This window comes from Enterobacter roggenkampii, assembly GCF_001729805.1.
Taxonomy (GTDB): domain Bacteria; phylum Pseudomonadota; class Gammaproteobacteria; order Enterobacterales; family Enterobacteriaceae; genus Enterobacter; species Enterobacter roggenkampii.
In genome coordinates, this window is sequence record NZ_CP017184.1 from 1 (window position 1) to 18,054 (window position 18,054).

Below are 18,054 nucleotides of genomic sequence, written 5' to 3' on the forward strand. Positions count from 1 at the left end.
TCGTTAGATCATTTAAGCAATAAATTGGCTGTGCTCATTAATTTTTCCAATATGCGGGCTAAATCGTGGGGCACTCGCGCCAGGATCGTTTACACTTAACCGGTTTCTGATCTTCCTGTGGATAAATCGGGAAGAATCTGTGAGAAACAGAAGATCTCTGGCTCAGTTTAGGCTATGATCCGCGGTCCCGATCGGGATCCCAGGATCCTGGTCAGGATAAATTGCAGATAGCAATTCGCACGTCCCCCTTTACACAGGGTCATGCCGATGTGCGCCAACAATCATGAATATTCAATAGTTTTCTTTTATTGTTCGAGTGGAGTCCGCCGTGTCACTTTCGCTTTGGCAGCAGTGTCTTGCCCGATTGCAGGATGAGTTACCAGCCACAGAATTCAGTATGTGGATCCGCCCGTTGCAGGCGGAACTGAGCGATAACACGCTGGCTTTGTACGCGCCAAACCGTTTTGTGCTCGATTGGGTAAGGGACAAGTACCTTAATAACATCAATGGACTGCTGAACGATTTCTGCGGGTCAGATGCCCCACAGCTGCGCTTTGAAGTGGGCACAAAGCCGGTCACCCAAACCGTACGTGAAACCGTGAATGTGGCTGCGCCTGCTCAGGCCGCACCCGCGCCGGCCCCTCGCGTCGCTCCTGCTCGTCAGGGGTGGGATAATGTTCCTGCACCGGCTGAGCCAACCTACCGCTCTAACGTAAACGTCAAACACACGTTCGATAACTTCGTTGAAGGTAAGTCGAACCAGCTGGCGCGCGCGGCGGCTCGCCAGGTTGCTGATAACCCCGGCGGGGCCTACAACCCGCTGTTCCTGTATGGCGGCACGGGTCTCGGTAAAACGCACCTGCTGCACGCGGTGGGCAACGGCATTATGGCGCGCAAGCCCAATGCCAAAGTGGTGTATATGCACTCCGAACGCTTCGTTCAGGACATGGTAAAAGCCCTGCAAAACAATGCGATCGAAGAGTTTAAACGCTACTACCGTTCCGTTGACGCGCTGCTGATCGATGACATTCAGTTCTTTGCCAATAAAGAACGATCGCAGGAAGAATTTTTCCACACCTTCAATGCCCTGCTGGAAGGCAATCAGCAGATCATCTTGACCTCGGATCGTTATCCAAAAGAGATCAACGGCGTTGAAGATCGTCTGAAATCCCGCTTCGGCTGGGGCCTGACCGTGGCGATCGAGCCACCGGAGCTGGAAACCCGCGTCGCGATCCTGATGAAGAAAGCCGATGAAAACGACATTCGCCTGCCGGGTGAAGTGGCGTTCTTCATTGCCAAGCGTCTGCGCTCCAACGTGCGTGAGCTGGAAGGGGCACTGAACCGCGTTATCGCCAATGCCAACTTTACCGGTCGTGCGATCACCATCGATTTTGTGCGTGAAGCGCTGCGTGATTTGCTGGCATTGCAGGAAAAACTGGTCACTATCGACAATATTCAAAAGACGGTGGCTGAGTACTACAAGATCAAAGTGGCAGATTTACTGTCTAAACGTCGTTCCCGCTCGGTGGCGCGCCCGCGTCAGATGGCGATGGCGCTGGCAAAGGAGTTAACCAACCACAGTCTGCCGGAAATCGGGGATGCGTTTGGTGGCCGTGACCATACGACCGTGCTGCACGCCTGTCGCAAGATTGAGCAGTTACGCGAAGAAAGCCACGACATAAAAGAAGATTTTTCCAATCTAATCAGAACATTATCATCGTGACGCTATGAAATTTACCGTTGAACGTGAACATTTATTAAAACCGCTGCAACAGGTGAGTGGCCCATTAGGCGGCCGCCCAACGCTGCCTATTCTCGGAAACCTGCTGCTTCAGGTCGCGGACGGTACGCTGTCGCTGACCGGTACAGATCTGGAAATGGAAATGATCGCGCGCGTTACGCTGACGCAGCCGCACGACGCGGGCGCGACCACGGTTCCGGCACGTAAATTCTTTGATATCTGCCGCGGGCTGCCGGAAGGTGCTGAAATCGCCGTGCAGCTGGAAGGCGACCGTATGCTGGTGCGCTCTGGCCGCAGCCGTTTCTCGCTCTCCACGCTGCCTGCAGCGGACTTCCCGAACCTGGACGACTGGCAGAGCGAAGTGGAATTCACCCTGCCGCAGGCGACGATGAAGCGTCTGATTGAAGCCACCCAGTTCTCCATGGCGCATCAGGACGTTCGTTACTACTTAAACGGCATGCTGTTCGAAACCGAAGGTGAAGAGCTGCGTACCGTGGCGACCGACGGCCACCGTCTGGCGGTCTGTTCCATGCCGATTGGCGACTCACTGCCAAACCATTCGGTGATCGTGCCGCGTAAAGGGGTGATTGAGCTGATGCGTATGCTCGACGGCGGCGACACGCCGCTGCGCGTGCAGATCGGCAGCAATAACATCCGCGCTCACGTGGGCGATTTTGTCTTCACATCGAAGCTGGTTGACGGTCGTTTTCCGGATTATCGCCGCGTATTGCCGAAGAACCCGGACAAAACGCTGGAAGCCGGTTGCGACAGCCTCAAGCAGGCCTTTGCCCGCGCCGCGATCCTCTCCAATGAGAAATTCCGCGGCGTGCGCCTGTACGTGAGTGAAAACCAGATCAAAATCACCGCCAACAACCCGGAGCAGGAAGAGGCAGAAGAGATTCTGGACGTCACCTACGCCGGGGCTGAGATGGAAATCGGCTTCAACGTTAGCTACGTGCTGGATGTGCTGAACGCGCTGAAATGCGAGAACGTGCGCATCCTGCTGACCGACTCCGTTTCGAGCGTACAGATTGAAGATGCCGCATCACAGTCGGCTGCCTATGTTGTCATGCCAATGAGACTGTAATGTCGCTCACCCGTCTGTTGATCCGCGACTTTCGCAACATCGAAAGCGCGGATCTCGCTTTATCCCCTGGCTTTAATTTCCTGGTTGGCGCGAACGGTAGCGGCAAAACCAGCGTGCTGGAAGCCATCTATACGCTCGGCCACGGCCGGGCGTTTCGCAGTTTGCAGATTGGTCGCGTGATTCGCCACGAGCAGGAATCTTTTGTTCTGCACGGGCGTTTGCAGGGCGAGGAGCGGGAGACCGCCATCGGCCTGACCAAAGACAAGCAGGGCGACAGTAAGGTGCGCATCGACGGTACCGACGGCCACAAGGTGGCCGAGCTGGCGCTGCTGATGCCGATGCAGCTGATCACGCCCGAGGGGTTTACTTTACTCAACGGCGGCCCCAAATACAGAAGAGCGTTCCTCGACTGGGGATGCTTTCACAACGAAGCCGGATTCTTTAACGCCTGGAGCAACCTGAAGCGTCTGCTCAAGCAGCGTAACGCCGCGTTGCGCCAGGTGACGCGCTACGCCCAGCTGCGTCCGTGGGACATGGAGTTAATCCCTCTTGCGGAACAAATCAGCAACTGGCGTGCCGAATACAGCGCAGGTATTGCCGAAGACATGGCCGACACCTGCAAACAGTTTTTACCCGAGTTCTCTCTCACCTTCTCCTTCCAGCGCGGCTGGGAGAAAGAGACGGACTATGCCGAGGTGTTAGAGAGAAGCTTCGAGCGCGACCGCATGTTGACCTACACCGCGCACGGCCCGCACAAGGCGGATTTCCGCATTCGTGCCGACGGTGCGCCGGTGGAAGACACGCTGTCGCGCGGGCAGCTCAAGCTCCTGATGTGTGCGTTGCGCCTGGCGCAGGGGGAGTTCCTCACCCGCGAGAGCGGGCGACGCTGCCTGTACCTGATAGATGATTTTGCCTCGGAACTTGACGACGCGCGGCGCGGGCTGCTTGCCAGCCGCTTAAAAGCCACGCAGTCGCAGGTTTTCGTCAGCGCCATTAGCGCTGAACACGTTATGGACATGTCGGACGAAAATTCGAAGATGTTTACCGTGGAAAAGGGTAAAATAACGGATTAACCCAAGTTGAAATGAGCGAGAAACGTTGATGTCGAATTCTTATGACTCCTCCAGTATCAAAGTCCTGAAAGGGCTGGATGCGGTGCGTAAGCGCCCGGGTATGTATATCGGCGACACGGATGACGGCACCGGTCTGCACCACATGGTATTCGAGGTGGTAGATAACGCTATCGACGAAGCGCTCGCGGGTCACTGTAAAGACATCGTGGTCACCATCCATGCGGATAACTCCGTCTCCGTCACCGATGACGGCCGTGGCATCCCAACCGGTATTCACCCGGAAGAGGGCGTCTCCGCGGCGGAAGTGATCATGACCGTCCTGCACGCAGGCGGTAAGTTCGACGATAACTCCTATAAAGTTTCCGGCGGCCTGCACGGCGTAGGTGTTTCGGTAGTAAACGCCCTGTCGCAGAAGCTGGAGCTGGTTATCCAGCGCGAAGGCAAAATTCACCGTCAGCTTTACACGCACGGCGTGCCGCAGGCACCGCTGGCCGTTACTGGCGAAACCGACAAAACCGGTACCATGGTGCGTTTCTGGCCGAGCCTCGAAACCTTCACCAACGTCACCGAGTTCGAGTACGACATCCTGGCGAAACGCCTGCGTGAACTGTCGTTCCTGAACTCCGGCGTCTCGATTCGCCTGCGCGACAAGCGTGACAACAAAGAAGACCACTTCCACTACGAAGGCGGTATCAAGGCGTTTGTTGAGTATCTGAACAAGAACAAAACGCCTATCCACCCGAATATCTTCTACTTCTCCACCGAAAAAGACGGTATCGGCGTGGAAGTGGCGCTGCAGTGGAACGACGGTTTCCAGGAAAACATCTACTGCTTTACCAACAACATTCCACAGCGTGACGGTGGTACTCACCTTGCTGGCTTCCGTGCGGCGATGACCCGTACCCTGAACGCCTACATGGACAAAGAAGGCTACAGCAAGAAAGCGAAAGTCAGCGCCACCGGTGACGATGCCCGTGAAGGCCTGATTGCCGTGGTTTCCGTGAAGGTGCCGGATCCGAAGTTCTCCTCACAGACCAAAGACAAGCTGGTCTCTTCTGAGGTGAAATCGGCGGTTGAGCAGCAGATGAACGAACTGCTGAGCGAATACCTGCTGGAAAACCCGTCCGACGCGAAAATCGTGGTGGGCAAAATTATTGATGCGGCGCGTGCCCGTGAAGCGGCGCGTAAAGCCCGTGAAATGACCCGTCGTAAAGGCGCGCTGGACTTAGCTGGCCTGCCGGGCAAGCTGGCTGACTGCCAGGAACGCGATCCGGCGCTGTCCGAACTGTACCTCGTGGAAGGGGACTCCGCGGGCGGTTCTGCGAAGCAGGGCCGTAACCGTAAGAACCAGGCGATTCTGCCGCTGAAGGGTAAAATCCTCAACGTTGAGAAAGCCCGTTTCGACAAGATGCTCTCTTCTCAGGAAGTGGCGACACTCATCACCGCGCTGGGCTGCGGCATTGGCCGTGACGAGTACAACCCGGACAAACTGCGCTACCACAGCATCATCATCATGACCGATGCGGACGTCGACGGCTCGCACATTCGTACGCTGCTGTTGACCTTCTTCTATCGTCAGATGCCTGAAATCGTTGAGCGTGGCCACGTCTACATTGCCCAGCCGCCGCTGTACAAAGTGAAGAAAGGCAAGCAGGAACAGTACATCAAAGATGACGAAGCGATGGATCAGTACCAAATCGCAATCGCGCTTGATGGCGCGACCCTGCACGCGAACTCGCACGCCCCTGCACTGGCCGGTGAGCCGCTGGAGCGTCTGGTGTCCGAGTTCAACGCCACGCAGAAAATGATTACGCGTATGGAACGCCGTTATCCGAAAACGCTGCTGAAGGAGCTGGTTTATCAGCCAACCCTGACCGAAGCCGATCTGAGCAGCGAGCAGACCGTCACCCGCTGGGTGAACGCTCTGGTGACCGATCTGAACGAAAAAGAGCAGCACGGCAGCCAGTGGAAATGCGATGTTCAGCAGAACGCTGACGGGCAGTTCGAGCCGATCGTTCGCGTGCGTACCCACGGCGTCGACACCGACTATCCGCTGGAGCACGAGTTTGTCACCGGTCCGGAATACCGTCGTATCTGCACGCTCGGCGAGAAGCTGCGAGGCCTGATCGAAGACGATGCGTTCATCGAACGTGGCGAACGTCGTCAGCCGGTAGCCAGCTTCGAGCAGGCGCTGGACTGGCTGGTGAAAGAGTCCCGTCGCGGCCTCGCGATCCAGCGCTATAAAGGTCTGGGCGAAATGAACCCGGAGCAGCTGTGGGAAACCACCATGGATCCGGAAAGCCGTCGCATGCTGCGCGTGACCGTTAAGGACGCGATTGCTGCAGACCAGCTGTTCACCACCCTGATGGGCGATGCGGTTGAACCACGTCGTGCCTTCATCGAAGAGAACGCCCTGAAAGCGGCAAATATCGATATTTAATCGACGTGATACCGCACGATAACTGGCCGCGCGTTTAGCGCGGCTTTTTTATGGGCGCGGGCATATCCTGCGACAGCACTGACGGTAAGCGACTGGCGAGCGTATCGACGGCAATCCTCACTCTCAGCGGCAGGTGCGGCGTTTGCTGCCAGACGGCATGAACGTCAAAATGGACATCGGGCGCCTGTTTCAGGAGCGGGACGAGCTTTCCCTGATGAATTTCTTTAATGGCCATCCAGCAGGGGAGCCAGGCAATCCCGTGTCCGGCCAGCGCCGCGTCGCAGATGGCCTGCAAATCATCCATATTGAGCGATGAACGGGGAGTAAAGGTGTGCGAGGTCCCTTCGTTATCCATCAGTTGCCAGGGTAACACTCTGCCTGCGCGCAGATAGTTAATGGCCGTATGATGGGGTAAGTCAGCCACGCTTTGCGGCTGGCCTTTGTTCTGCAGATAATCCGGCGCAGCGCACAGCACCATGCGGTGTTCCCCCAGCTTTCTGGCGACCAGCATGCTGCTGTCCTGCAGCGTGCCGTTACGCACCGCCATATCAAACCCTTCCTCCACCAGATCCACCACGCGGTCGCTGAACGACATTTCAAGCTCAAGCCCGGGGTGTTCCTGCGCCAGTTCAATCAACAGCGGCGCGACGCACTGGCGGCCAAACAGTACCGGCATGGCAACGCGCAGGCGGCCGCTGACCTGCTGTTTCCCCGTTTCAAGCAGCGACTCTGCGCCCCGAATCTCCTCCAGCGCACGCAGGCACCGTTCATAAAAAAGGGCGCCGTTATCGGTCAGGCTCTGGCTGCGGGTGGTACGCTGAAACAGCCGTACCCCCAGTCGCTCCTCGAGACGAGCGATGCTTTTTCCTACCGCCGAGCGTGACAAATGCAGACGAATGGCGGCCTGAGCGAAACTTCCCGCCTCTACGGCAGCCACAAAAACAGGGATATCCTTCAGCGTGTCGGTCATGAATTGTATCTTTTTTGGCGTCAATATAGAGAAAACTTATCGCCACTGGCGACCATGCGTCAACGGTAGACTGTCAGTTCTAAAGCTTACTTGATGGCCGGAGAAAAAAATGACCGAGACAATGCAACGCTGGACGATGAGCGCCCTCGGGCGCGAGAGCCTTACGCTTATTCAGGAGCCCATTCCACAGCCAGGTCCGGGTGAAGTGCGCGTAAGGGTGAATGCCGTCGCGCTCAACTATCGCGACAAAATGGTGATTGAAGGCACGATGCCGATTCCGCTTTCCTTCCCGTTTACCCCGGCGTCTGACATGGCGGGCGTCGTCGACAGCGTTGGTGAAGGCGTCACGCGTTTCCAGCCCGGCGCGCGCGTTATCTCAACCTTCTTTCCGGAGTGGATCGACGGTAAGCCGCAGGCGGACGCGCGCAATTTGCCCTATAGAACGTCCGGCGGCTATTTCCAGGGAATGCTGGCCGAGTACGTGATTGTGAAGGAAGACGCGCTGGCGGCATCGCCGGAAACCCTGGATGACGCAGAGGCCAGCACCTTACCCTGCGCGGGGCTTACCGCCTGGTTCGCACTGGTGGAACGCGGTCAGCTGCGCGCCGGGCAATCGGTGCTGGTACAGGGGACGGGCGGCGTGGCGATTTTCGCCCTGCAAATCGCAAAAGCGCACGGCGCAGAGGTCATTGTTACGTCCGGGAGCGATGAAAAGCTGGCGCTGGCCAAAAAGCTGGGGGCCAGCCAGGGCATCAACCGCCTGAAAGGCGACTGGGCTGAAGAGGCGCTGGCGCTGACGCAGGATCGCGGCATCGACCATATTATTGAAACCGTGGGGGGCGAGAACCTGAAGCACTCCCTGCGCGCCGTTGCTGTTCATGGACGTATCTCGGTCATTGGCGTGCTGGCCGGGTCTGACATTTCGCTCTCTGCTGGCGAACTGTTGCTGAAATCTCCCGTCATTCAGGGGATCGGCGTGGGGCACCGCCGGGCGCTGGAGGATTTCGTCCGCGCCGTGGATGTCACCGGGTTGAAACCCGTGATTGAGCATCGCTACCGTTTTAACGAGCTTGAACAGGCACTTGAGCATCTGGATCGCGGTGCGTTTGGTAAAATCGTTCTCACCCGCGAGTAGGTCTTTGTTCCCCGGGATAGGCGTAAAAGGGGGCTTTTGTTGCGCAAGGTAGCTCTATTTTTGTGTGCTTAATCGCGTTAGCATGAGGCAGCACTCATTTATCCCGGGGAACTCATGGCTATCAAACTTATTGCAATCGATATGGACGGCACCCTGTTGCTGCCAGACCACACTATCTCTCCAGCCGTTAAGAACGCGATCGCCGCGGCACGCGCAAAGGGCGTCAATGTGGTCCTCACCACGGGGCGTCCGTATGCGGGCGTGCACAGCTACCTGAAAGAGCTGCACATGAATCAGCCCGGCGACTACTGCATTACCTATAACGGCGCGCTGGTGCAGAAAGCCGCAGATGGCAGTACGGTTGCGCAAACCGCGCTAAGCTACGATGACTACCGGTTCCTGGAAAAACTGTCCCGTGAGGTGGGTTCCCACTTCCACGCTCTCGATCGCAATACGCTTTACACCGCCAACCGTGATATCAGCTACTACACGGTACATGAATCCTACGTGGCGACCATTCCGCTGGTGTTCTGCGAAGCCGAGAAGATGGAGCCGGCCACCCAGTTCCTGAAAGTGATGATGATCGACGAGCCGGAGATCCTGGATAAAGCGATTGCGCGCATTCCGGCCGAGGTGAAAGAGAAATACACCGTGCTGAAAAGTGCGCCGTACTTCCTTGAAATCCTCGATAAACGCGTCAATAAAGGCACCGGCGTGAAATCGCTGGCCGACGCGCTGGGCATCAAACCGGACGAAATCATGGCGCTGGGCGATCAGGAAAACGACATCGCGATGATTGAATTCGCGGGCATGGGCGTAGCGATGGATAACGCTATTCCGTCAGTGAAAGAAGTGGCTAATTTTGTCACCAAATCCAACCTCGAAGACGGCGTGGCTTACGCCATTGAGAAGTTTGTGCTGAACTAAACACCCGCTTGCGATACCCTGATGCGAAAACCGCGCATCAGGGTATCCTCATGAAACAAATCACCTTCGCTTCCCGCAACCACCAGCTTACTAACATCAATACCTGGACGCCGGACAGCCAGTGGCTGGTCTATGACGTGCGCCCGTCAGGTGCATCGTTCACCGGTGAAACCATCGAGCGGGTTAATGTTGTTACGGGCGAGGTCGAGGTGATTTATCGCGCCACTGACGGCGCGCACGTTGGCGTGGTGACCGTTCATCCCGCGCAGGAGAAATACGTCTTTATCCACGGCCCGAAAAACCCGGATGCGGACTGGCACTACGATTTTCATCATCGCCAGGGGGTAATTGCGCATCACGGTCAGGCGAGCAACCTGGACGCAATGGATATCACTTCGCCGTACACCCCTGGCGCGCTGCGCGGCGGCAGCCACGTCCATGTCTTCAGCCCGAACGGCCAGCTTGTCAGCTTTACCTATAACGACCACGTGCTGCACGTGCGCGATGCGAAGCTTGATTTACGCAACGTCGGCGTGGCGGCGCCTTATGGCCCGGTGAATCCGCCGGGAAACCATCCTCGTGAATACCCGGGGACTTACTGGAGCGTGCTGGTCAGCCGCACGACGCCCAACCCGCAGCCGGGCAGCGACGAGATTAACCGCGCCTACGAAGAGGGCTGGGTGGGCAACGACAGACTGGCGTTTATCGGCGATACCCTGTCTGCAACGGGCGAGAAAGTGCCTGAACTGTTTATTGTTAACCTGCCAGAAGATGAACAGAGCTGGAAACGGGCGGGCGATGCGCCGCTTCAGGGCACCGCAGAGACCCTGCCAGCCCCGCCTGCTGGGGTGAAGCAGCGTCGTTTGACCTTTACGCATCAAAGGGCCTATCCGGGCCTGGTGAACGTGCCGCGTCACTGGGTTCGCAGCAACCCGGAGGGGATACAGATCGCGTTTCTGATGCGCGACGATAACGGCATTGTGCAGCTGTGGCTGATCTCACCTGATGGCGGCGAGCCGCGCCAGCTGACGCGTAACGGGAGCGATATTCAGTCTGCGTTTAACTGGCATCCGGCGGGTGATCGGCTTGGGTTTGTGCTCGAAAACCGGATCGCCTGCTGTGACGCGCAGACCGGAGCGGTGACGTTTTTGACGTCCGATCACGGCAATCCGCCGTCTGCGGATGCCGTCGTATTTTCCCCGGACGGGCGCTTTATTGCGTGGATGGAAGAGACGGACGGTTTCCGTCAGCTCTGGTTAGCGGAAACCGCGCAGAACTAGCGCGGCGGCATCTCTGCGGGCGGAATGACGGCGTTTGTCGCCAGATTTTCCTGCTCGCTTTTCTCTACCCGTGAGCGCACGGAGTCGTCCTTACGGAATAAATCCCACGGCAGCAGAAGCGTGTCCGCCACAGCCGTAAACGGCATATCCAGGATAACCAGGGATTTGGTGCCCCAGTTTGTATCGTCATCGGAGATCATCGCCGCGCTGGCGCGCGTCCCCGGATATGTTCCTTCTTTACCGCCGGTGTGAGACATCACGCTCGAACACCCGCAAAGTAAAACTACCCCGCTGAACGTCGTCAGCTTTATCAGAACATTTTTCATCATCACTCAGTCATCGTTAATGGCACTGCATAGACCTGCAACTCAGGGTTATAGCGAGCCTTATCCAAAATGGATAGCCCGATAACCCCGCACTGTGGCAGCCATCGCAATTTAACCCTTTGTGCTGTTGTCCCAGTCTATGCGAGATGCAGGAAAGTGCAAAAAAAAGTGCAGTTGTCATGCTTGAAAAGCCCGGTTGCAGACCCATTTTAAGAATACGACCCGATAACGAACTCGCCTGATGGGTGTTCGGGGGCGTAAAGGCCTGTCCATGGTGGAAGGCTTACTTTTCTCGCTGATTTCAGGAGTTTTATTTATGCGTAACTTCGATCTTTCTCCGCTGTACCGTTCTGCAATTGGTTTTGACCGCCTGTTTAACCATTTAGAAAATAACCAAAGCCAGAGCAACGGCTACCCTCCATACAATGTTGAGCTGGTTGACGAAAACCACTACCGCATCGCCATTGCCGTCGCCGGTTTTGCAGAAAACGAACTGGAGATCACCGCGCAGGACAACCTGCTGGTGGTGAAAGGTTCCCATACGGCCGAGCAGAAAGAACGTACCTACCTTTACCAGGGCATCGCTGAGCGCAACTTTGAACGCAAGTTCCAGTTAGCCGAGAACATTCATGTGAAAGGTGCAAACCTGGTCAACGGCCTGCTGTTCATCGAACTGGAACGTGTGATTCCGGAAGAGAAAAAACCGCGTCGTATCGAAATTAACTAATTATGCGGGTCGCGCGAGCGGCCCACCCAGACCTGCTTGCCGTAACGGGAGCATATGCGAATCCATCAGGATTTGCAGGAACAACTGTGCACAAAATTAAACTGTGCCGAACTCGCTTCTCAGAAGGAGATTTAGTATGCGTAACTACGATTTATCCCCCTTACTTCGTCAGTGGATTGGTTTTGACAAACTGGCTAATGCCCTGCAAAACACCGCTGAGCAACAGACGTTTCCGCCGTACAACATCGAAAAAAGCGACGATAACCACTATCGCATCACCCTGGCGCTGGCCGGCTTCCGTCAGGAGGATCTGGATATTCAGCTCGAAGGCACGCGTCTGACCGTGAAAGGTACGCCGGAGAAACAAGAGACCGAGACCAAATGGCTTCATCAGGGGCTGGTTAATCAGCCGTTTAGCCTGAGCTTTACCCTGGCAGACCATATGGACGTCTCCGGCGCAACGTTTACCAACGGGCTGCTGCATATTGACCTGACCCGTAACGTACCGGAAGCCATCGCGCCGCAGCGTATCGCCATTAGCGACCGGCCGGCGTTGAATAGTTAACAAGCCCGCCGAACCTGTAGGTCGGGTAAGGCGCAGCCGCCACCCGACACTGCTCACAGACCGCACAAGGCCCTGCCCCGGCAGGGCTTTTTTGTGCGCCATCGCCCATACAACCGCCCACGGCTCTGAGAGAATCCTTAGCATAAGTAAGGTTATGCCAAGGAAGTGGATCATGAGTGATATCGCGTTAACCGTCAGCGTGTTGGCCCTGGTCGCTGTTGTTGGCCTGTGGATAGGGAATATCAAAATCCGCGGCGTCGGGTTTGGGATTGGCGGGGTGCTGTTTGGCGGCATTTTTGTTGGCCACTTTGCCGACCAGCTCGGGCTGGTGCTGAGCGCCGAAATGCTCCACTTTACCCAGGAGTTCGGCCTGATCCTGTTCGTTTATACCATCGGGATTCAGGTGGGGCCGGGTTTTTTCGCCTCACTTCGGGTCTCCGGATTGCGGCTCAACCTGTTTGCTCTCGGCATTGTGGTGATGGGCGGGCTGGTCACCGCCATTCTGCATAAAATCTTTGCTATCCCGCTGCCCGTGGTGTTGGGCATTTTCTCCGGGGCCGTCACCAACACGCCCGCGCTCGGCGCGGGGCAGCAAATCCTGCGCGATTTGGGCATCGAATCCGGCATCGTCGACCAGATGGGGATGAGCTACGCCATGGCCTATCCGTTTGGTATTTGCGGCATTCTGCTCTCCATGTGGCTGGTCCGCGTCCTGTTTCGCATTAATGTCGATAAAGAGGCGAAGGACCACGAAACCACGCTCACCAACGGCCATATGCCGATCAAAACCATCAACATTCGGGTCGATAACCCCAACCTGAACAATATGGCGATTCAGGACGTGCCGATCCTGAACAGCGCCAATATTATCTGCTCCCGCCTTAAGCGCGACGATATGCTGATGGTGCCTGCCCCCGGCACCATTATTCAGCAAGGCGATCTGCTGCACCTGGTGGGCCAGCCTGGAGATTTGAACAATGCCCGTCTGGTGATTGGTCAGGAAGTGGATACCTCGCTCTCCACGCGCGGCACCGATATGCGGGTGGAACGCGTTGTGGTGACCAACGAGCACGTCCTTGGCAAAAAAATACGCGATCTGCAGGTAAAAGAGCGTTATGACGTGGTGATCTCCCGCCTTAACCGTGCGGGTGTCGAGCTGGTCGCCAGCCCGGAGGCCAGCCTGCAGTTCGGGGATATCCTCAACCTGGTTGGGCGCCCGTCTTCCATTGACGCCGTCGCGGATATGGTGGGTAACGCGCAGCAAAAACTGCAGCAGGTGCAGATGCTACCGGTATTCATCGGTATCGGGCTTGGCGTGCTGCTCGGTTCTATTCCTGTGTACGTGCCGGGCTTCCCGGTGGCGCTCAAGCTGGGCCTGGCGGGCGGGCCGCTGATTATGGCGCTGATCCTCGGGCGTATCGGCTGCATCGGTAAGCTCTACTGGTTTATGCCGCCGAGCGCCAACCTGGCGCTGCGCGAGCTGGGCATCGTGCTGTTCCTCGCGGTGGTCGGGCTGAAGTCCGGCGGGGATTTCGTCGACACCCTGGTCAAGGGTGAAGGGATGAGCTGGGTCGGCTACGGCATCTTTATCACGGCGATCCCGCTGCTGACGGTGGGCATACTGGCGCGGATGTTCGCCAAAATGAACTACCTGACGCTGTGCGGCATGCTGGCGGGTTCCATGACCGATCCGCCCGCGCTGGCCTTTGCCAATAACCTGCACACCACCAGCGGCGCGGCCGCGCTCTCCTATGCCACCGTCTACCCGCTGGTGATGTTCCTGCGCATCATCACCCCGCAGCTACTGGCGGTGCTGTTCTGGGGGATGAGCTAGTAAATCTTCCGGGTGGATGCGCCGCAGATGGTAGTCCACCTGGTAATCACTGGTATTTCGGAACATCACGGAATAGTTGAGGAACTCGCCGCTGTCGCTGTAGGAAAGGGAGGTGATACGCAACAGCGGCGTCTGTTCCGGCAGGTTCATATAACCCGCCAGCTGCTTATCGGCCAGCACCGGCGTCAGACTCTCGTAGTTGCCGCTGATGGTGATCCCGCACTCCTTCTCGATGTAATCAAACTTTGACCCTTCAAGATGCGCCAGCGACAGATTGCGAAACAGCTTCACCGGCATAAAGCTGTCCTCCAGCATCAGCGGTTTTCCGTCCACGTAGCGCACCCGTCGGGAAAAGTAGATCCGCTCATCCACCTGAATCCGCAGCTGGCTGGCGATGGCGGGCGGGGCGGGCATCACTTCGAACTGTAAGACCTTGCTCTGCACCTCTTTTCCCTGCTGACGCAGCACCTCCACCAGCCCGGTCAGGTTGGTGGTTTCGTGGTGAACGTCTTTGCGTGACACAAACGTGCCGCTGCCGTGCCGCCGTTCAACCAGCCCCCAGCTCACCAGCAGATCCAGCGCCTTGCGGATGGTCATTCGCGCCACGCCAAACTCCTGCGCCAGCGCTTTCTCGCCCGGCAGCGGACTGCCGATGTTGTAGTCCGATGAATTCAGCCGCAGCCGCAATCTATCAGCAATGGATTTGTAGATCACCAGTAGACCTCTCTGCCCTTATCAGGGCGTGGATGGCGTCCTGACATGTCCATATTTACCGTAAAAAGTAGACCTGATTGGTCAAAATAAAACCATGAATGCGATCACGAATCGCAGCGGCACGCCATGTTCGCGCATCAGTAAGTTCTTATGCTCACCTCAGGCCAGCAAAAAACCATAAAGGCCTCTACCCCTACAGGTTGTTTCATGAGGATTTAAAAATGCTCAGTCAAATACAACGTTTTGGCGGTGCCATGTTTACCCCGGTGTTGCTGTTTCCTTTCGCCGGGATCGTGGTGGGAATCGCCATCATGCTTCGCAACCCGCTGTTTGTCGGCGAAGCCTTAACGGCCCCCGATCATCTTTTCGCGCAGATTGTTCACATCATTGAAGAGGGGGGCTGGGCGGTGTTCCGCAATATGCCGCTGATTTTTGCCGTCGGCCTGCCGATTGGCCTGGCGAAGCAGGCCCAGGGCCGCGCCTGTCTGGCGGTGCTGATTAGCTTCCTGACCTGGAACTACTTCATCAACGCGATGGGGATGACCTGGGGCCACTTCTTTGGCGTCGACTTCTCCGCCGAACCGACAGCGGGAAGCGGGCTGGCGATGATTGCCGGGATTAAAACGCTCGATACCAGCATCATCGGTGCCATCGTGATTTCAGGCATCGTCACCGCCATCCACAACCGCTATTTTGACAAGCCGCTGCCGGTGTTTCTGGGGATTTTCCAGGGCAGCTCGTTTGTCGTTATCCTTGCGTTCTTCGTCATGATCCCCTGCGCCTGGCTGACGCTGCTGGGCTGGCCGAAAGTGCAGATGGGCATTGAGTCCCTGCAGGCGTTCCTGCGTTCTGCCGGTGCGCTGGGCGTATGGGTCTATACCTTCCTGGAACGCATTCTGATCCCAACCGGATTGCACCACTTCGTCTACGGTCCGTTCATCTTTGGCCCGGCGGCGGTGGAAGGGGGGATTCAGGTCTACTGGGCGCAGCACCTGCAGGAATTCAGCCAGAGCACCCTGCCGCTGAAAACCCTCTTCCCGGAAGGCGGCTTCGCGCTGCACGGCAACTCCAAAGTGTTTGGCTCGGTCGGGATTGCGCTGGCGATCTGGTACACCGCGTCGCCGGAAAACCGCGTCAAGGTCGCGGGGCTGCTGGTCCCGGCCACGCTTACCGCGGTGCTGGTGGGCATTACCGAACCGCTCGAATTCACCTTCCTGTTTATCTCGCCGCTATTGTTTGCCGTTCACGCCGTGCTGGCGGCCACCATGGCAACGGTGATGTACACCTTCGGCGTGGTCGGGAACATGGGCGGCGGCCTGCTGGACCAGTTCCTGCCGCAAAACTGGATCCCTATGTTCCACAACCACGCCGCGACGGTGTTCACCCAGATCGGCATTGGCGTCTGCTTTACCGGAGTTTACTTCGTGGTCTTCAAAACGCTGATTGCGCGTCTGAACCTGAAAACCCCGGGCCGGGAAGAGAGCGAAATCAAGCTCTACAGCAAGGCCGACTATAAGGCGGCGCGCGGGCAAACCACCGCCCCGGCGGCGGCCAGCCAGCAGGTCGGGCAGGCTGCCGGGTTCCTGCAGGCGCTGGGCGGCGCGGCCAACATCGAAAGCATCAACAACTGCGCCACCCGCCTGCGCATCGCCCTGGTCGATATGGCGAAAACGCAAAGCGATGACGTCTTCAAAGCCCTCGGCGCCCACGGCGTGGTGCGACGCGGCAACGGCATTCAGGTGATTGTCGGCCTGCACGTTCCTCAGGTGCGCGACCAGCTGGAATCGCTGATGAAAACCCCCTTAACGAATGAACAAACCACCCTGACAGAGGCTATATCATGAAAAAATTCTCAGTTGTCATTGCAGGCGGCGGCAGCACCTTCACGCCTGGTATCGTCCTGATGCTGTTAGCCAACCGTGACCGTTTCCCGCTGCGCGCCCTGAAGTTCTATGACAACGACGGCGCGCGTCAGGAGACCATCGCCGAAGCGTGCAAAATCATCCTTAAGGAGCAGGCGCCGGAAATTGAATTCAGCTACACCACCGATCCGAAAGCGGCGTTTACCGATGTGGATTTCGTGATGGCGCATATCCGCGTGGGCAAATACCCGATGCGTGAAAAAGATGAAAAAATCCCGCTGCGCCACGGCGTGCTGGGCCAGGAAACCTGCGGCCCGGGCGGGATCGCCTACGGCATGCGCTCTATCGGCGGCGTGCTGGAGCTGGTGGATTATATGGAGCAGTACTCCCCGAACGCGTGGATGCTGAACTACTCCAACCCGGCGGCGATTGTCGCGGAAGCCACGCGCCGCCTGCGTCCGAACGCTAAAATTCTCAACATCTGCGATATGCCGATCGGCATTGAAGGGCGCATGGCGCAGATTGTCGGCCTGAAGGACCGCAAAGAGATGCGCGTGCGCTACTATGGCCTGAACCACTTCGGCTGGTGGACGTCGATTGAAGATCTCAACGGCAACGATCTGATGCCGAAACTGCGCGAATACGTGGCGAAAAACGGCTATGTACCGCCGTCTGACGATGCGCACACCGAGGCGAGCTGGAACGATACCTTCGCCAAAGCCAAAGACGTGCAGGCGCTGGATCCGGACACCATGCCGAACACCTATCTGAAGTATTACCTGTTCCCGGACTACGTGGTCGCGCATTCCAACCCGGACCGCACCCGCGCCAATGAGGTCATGGACCACCGTGAGAAGCACGTGTTCAGTTCCTGCCGGGCGATTATCGAGGCGGGCAAGTCCTCCGCCGGTGAACTGGAAATCGACGAACATGCCTCGTACATCGTCGATCTGGCGACCGCGATTGCCTTTAATACCCAGGAACGCATGCTGCTGATTGTGCCTAACAACGGGGCCATCCATAATTTTGACGCCGACGCGATGGTGGAGATCCCGTGCCTGGTAGGCCATAACGGACCGGAGCCGCTCACGGTGGGCGATATTCCGCACTTCCAGAAAGGGCTGATGAGCCAGCAGGTGGCGGTGGAAAAACTGGTGGTGGATGCCTGGGAGCAGCGTTCGTACCAGAAACTCTGGCAGGCGATTACCCTGTCGAAAACCGTGCCGAGCGCGTCCGTCGCGAAAGCGATTCTGGATGACCTGATCGAGGCCAACAAGGATTACTGGCCAGCGCTGCACTGATCGTCCTGACCGGCATCGCCCGATGCCGGTCTCCTTGTCCTTGTCGATTTACGCTATGCTGAAGCCTGCCCG

Annotated in this window: 15 protein-coding genes and 1 other annotated feature; of the genes, 12 read left to right on the top strand and 3 right to left on the bottom strand. The window is 57.4% G+C overall.

The genetic code is table 11. The features are described 5' to 3' along the window. Positions 1-328: 328 nt before the first annotated feature. From dnaA to gyrB, 4 genes are read left to right on the top strand one after another with little or no spacing between them, the layout of a single operon-like run. Positions 329-1,723 (top strand): chromosomal replication initiator protein DnaA, encoded by a 1,395-nt coding sequence (gene dnaA, locus BFV67_RS00005; protein WP_010426558.1) that lies wholly within the window; start codon positions 329-331, stop codon positions 1,721-1,723. Positions 1,724-1,727: 4 nt separating this feature from the next. Next, positions 1,728-2,828: a DNA polymerase III subunit beta gene (gene dnaN / locus BFV67_RS00010; protein WP_008500170.1), complete on the top strand. Its 1,101-nt coding sequence runs from the start codon at positions 1,728-1,730 to the stop codon at positions 2,826-2,828. After that, positions 2,828-3,901 carry a DNA replication/repair protein RecF gene (gene recF / locus BFV67_RS00015; RefSeq protein WP_008500169.1) on the top strand — a complete coding sequence of 358 codons (1,074 nt, stop codon included), beginning with the start codon at positions 2,828-2,830 and terminating at the stop codon, positions 3,899-3,901. The genes dnaN and recF overlap by 1 nt, the downstream gene beginning before the upstream one ends. A gap of 28 nt (positions 3,902-3,929) precedes the next feature. Then, on the top strand, positions 3,930-6,341 hold the full coding sequence (gyrB, locus tag BFV67_RS00020; RefSeq protein WP_008500168.1) for a DNA topoisomerase (ATP-hydrolyzing) subunit B: 2,412 nt from the start codon (positions 3,930-3,932) through the stop codon (positions 6,339-6,341). A gap of 34 nt (positions 6,342-6,375) precedes the next feature. On the opposite strand, the gene BFV67_RS00025 is transcribed toward gyrB, so the two are convergent. Further along, positions 6,376-7,311 carry a LysR family transcriptional regulator gene (locus tag BFV67_RS00025; RefSeq protein ID WP_032654294.1) on the bottom strand — a complete coding sequence of 312 codons (936 nt, stop codon included), beginning with the start codon at positions 7,309-7,311 and terminating at the stop codon, positions 6,376-6,378. A 109-nt stretch (positions 7,312-7,420) separates the two neighbouring features. On the opposite strand from BFV67_RS00025, the gene BFV67_RS00030 reads away from it, so the two are divergent. The 3 genes from BFV67_RS00030 to BFV67_RS00040 all read left to right on the top strand — a co-directional run bounded on the left by BFV67_RS00030 (position 7,421) and on the right by BFV67_RS00040 (position 10,653). Next, positions 7,421-8,446, top strand: a complete 1,026-nt coding sequence (locus BFV67_RS00030; protein ID WP_069597692.1) for a zinc-dependent alcohol dehydrogenase family protein — start codon at positions 7,421-7,423, stop codon at positions 8,444-8,446. 114 nt (positions 8,447-8,560) lie between these two features. Further along, entirely contained in the window at positions 8,561-9,373 is an 813-nt protein-coding gene (gene yidA, locus BFV67_RS00035) for a sugar-phosphatase (protein WP_069597693.1), read from the top strand. A gap of 50 nt (positions 9,374-9,423) precedes the next feature. Next, positions 9,424-10,653 (top strand): DUF3748 domain-containing protein, encoded by a 1,230-nt coding sequence (locus BFV67_RS00040; RefSeq protein WP_069597694.1) that lies wholly within the window; start codon positions 9,424-9,426, stop codon positions 10,651-10,653. On the opposite strand, the gene BFV67_RS00045 is transcribed toward BFV67_RS00040, so the two are convergent. After that, positions 10,650-10,982: a YceK/YidQ family lipoprotein gene (locus BFV67_RS00045; RefSeq protein WP_021242679.1), complete on the bottom strand. Its 333-nt coding sequence runs from the start codon at positions 10,980-10,982 to the stop codon at positions 10,650-10,652. The genes BFV67_RS00040 and BFV67_RS00045 overlap by 4 nt on opposite strands. 248 nt (positions 10,983-11,230) lie before the next feature. Further along, positions 11,231-11,302, top strand: a sequence feature (ROSE (Repression Of Heat Shock gene Expression) occurs in the 5'-region of heat shock genes and acts as an RNA thermometer to modulate expression.). On the opposite strand from BFV67_RS00045, the gene ibpA reads away from it, so the two are divergent. From ibpA to BFV67_RS00060, 3 genes are all read left to right on the top strand, one after another. Beyond that, positions 11,296-11,706, top strand: coding sequence for a small heat shock chaperone IbpA (gene ibpA / locus BFV67_RS00050; RefSeq protein WP_008500162.1), 411 nt, complete (start codon positions 11,296-11,298; stop codon positions 11,704-11,706). It overlaps the preceding feature by 7 nt. 136 nt (positions 11,707-11,842) lie before the next feature. After that, entirely contained in the window at positions 11,843-12,271 is a 429-nt protein-coding gene (ibpB, locus tag BFV67_RS00055) for a small heat shock chaperone IbpB (protein ID WP_008500161.1), read from the top strand. A 172-nt stretch (positions 12,272-12,443) separates the two neighbouring features. Then, positions 12,444-14,105, top strand: a complete 1,662-nt coding sequence (locus BFV67_RS00060) for a putative transporter (RefSeq protein ID WP_069597695.1) — start codon at positions 12,444-12,446, stop codon at positions 14,103-14,105. Here BFV67_RS00060 and BFV67_RS00065 read toward each other — a convergent pair. Then, positions 14,073-14,819 (bottom strand): GntR family transcriptional regulator, encoded by a 747-nt coding sequence (locus BFV67_RS00065; RefSeq protein WP_008500159.1) that lies wholly within the window; start codon positions 14,817-14,819, stop codon positions 14,073-14,075. The genes BFV67_RS00060 and BFV67_RS00065 overlap by 33 nt on opposite strands. A 221-nt stretch (positions 14,820-15,040) precedes the next feature. Here BFV67_RS00065 and BFV67_RS00070 point away from each other — a divergent pair, with 221 nt between their 5' ends. Then, a complete protein-coding gene (locus BFV67_RS00070; protein WP_008500158.1) occupies positions 15,041-16,663 on the top strand; it encodes an alpha-glucoside-specific PTS transporter subunit IIBC in 1,623 nt (540 codons plus the stop codon). Further along, a complete protein-coding gene (locus BFV67_RS00075; protein WP_069597696.1) occupies positions 16,660-17,982 on the top strand; it encodes a 6-phospho-alpha-glucosidase in 1,323 nt (440 codons plus the stop codon). The genes BFV67_RS00070 and BFV67_RS00075 overlap by 4 nt, the downstream gene beginning before the upstream one ends. Positions 17,983-18,054 lie beyond the last annotated feature (72 nt).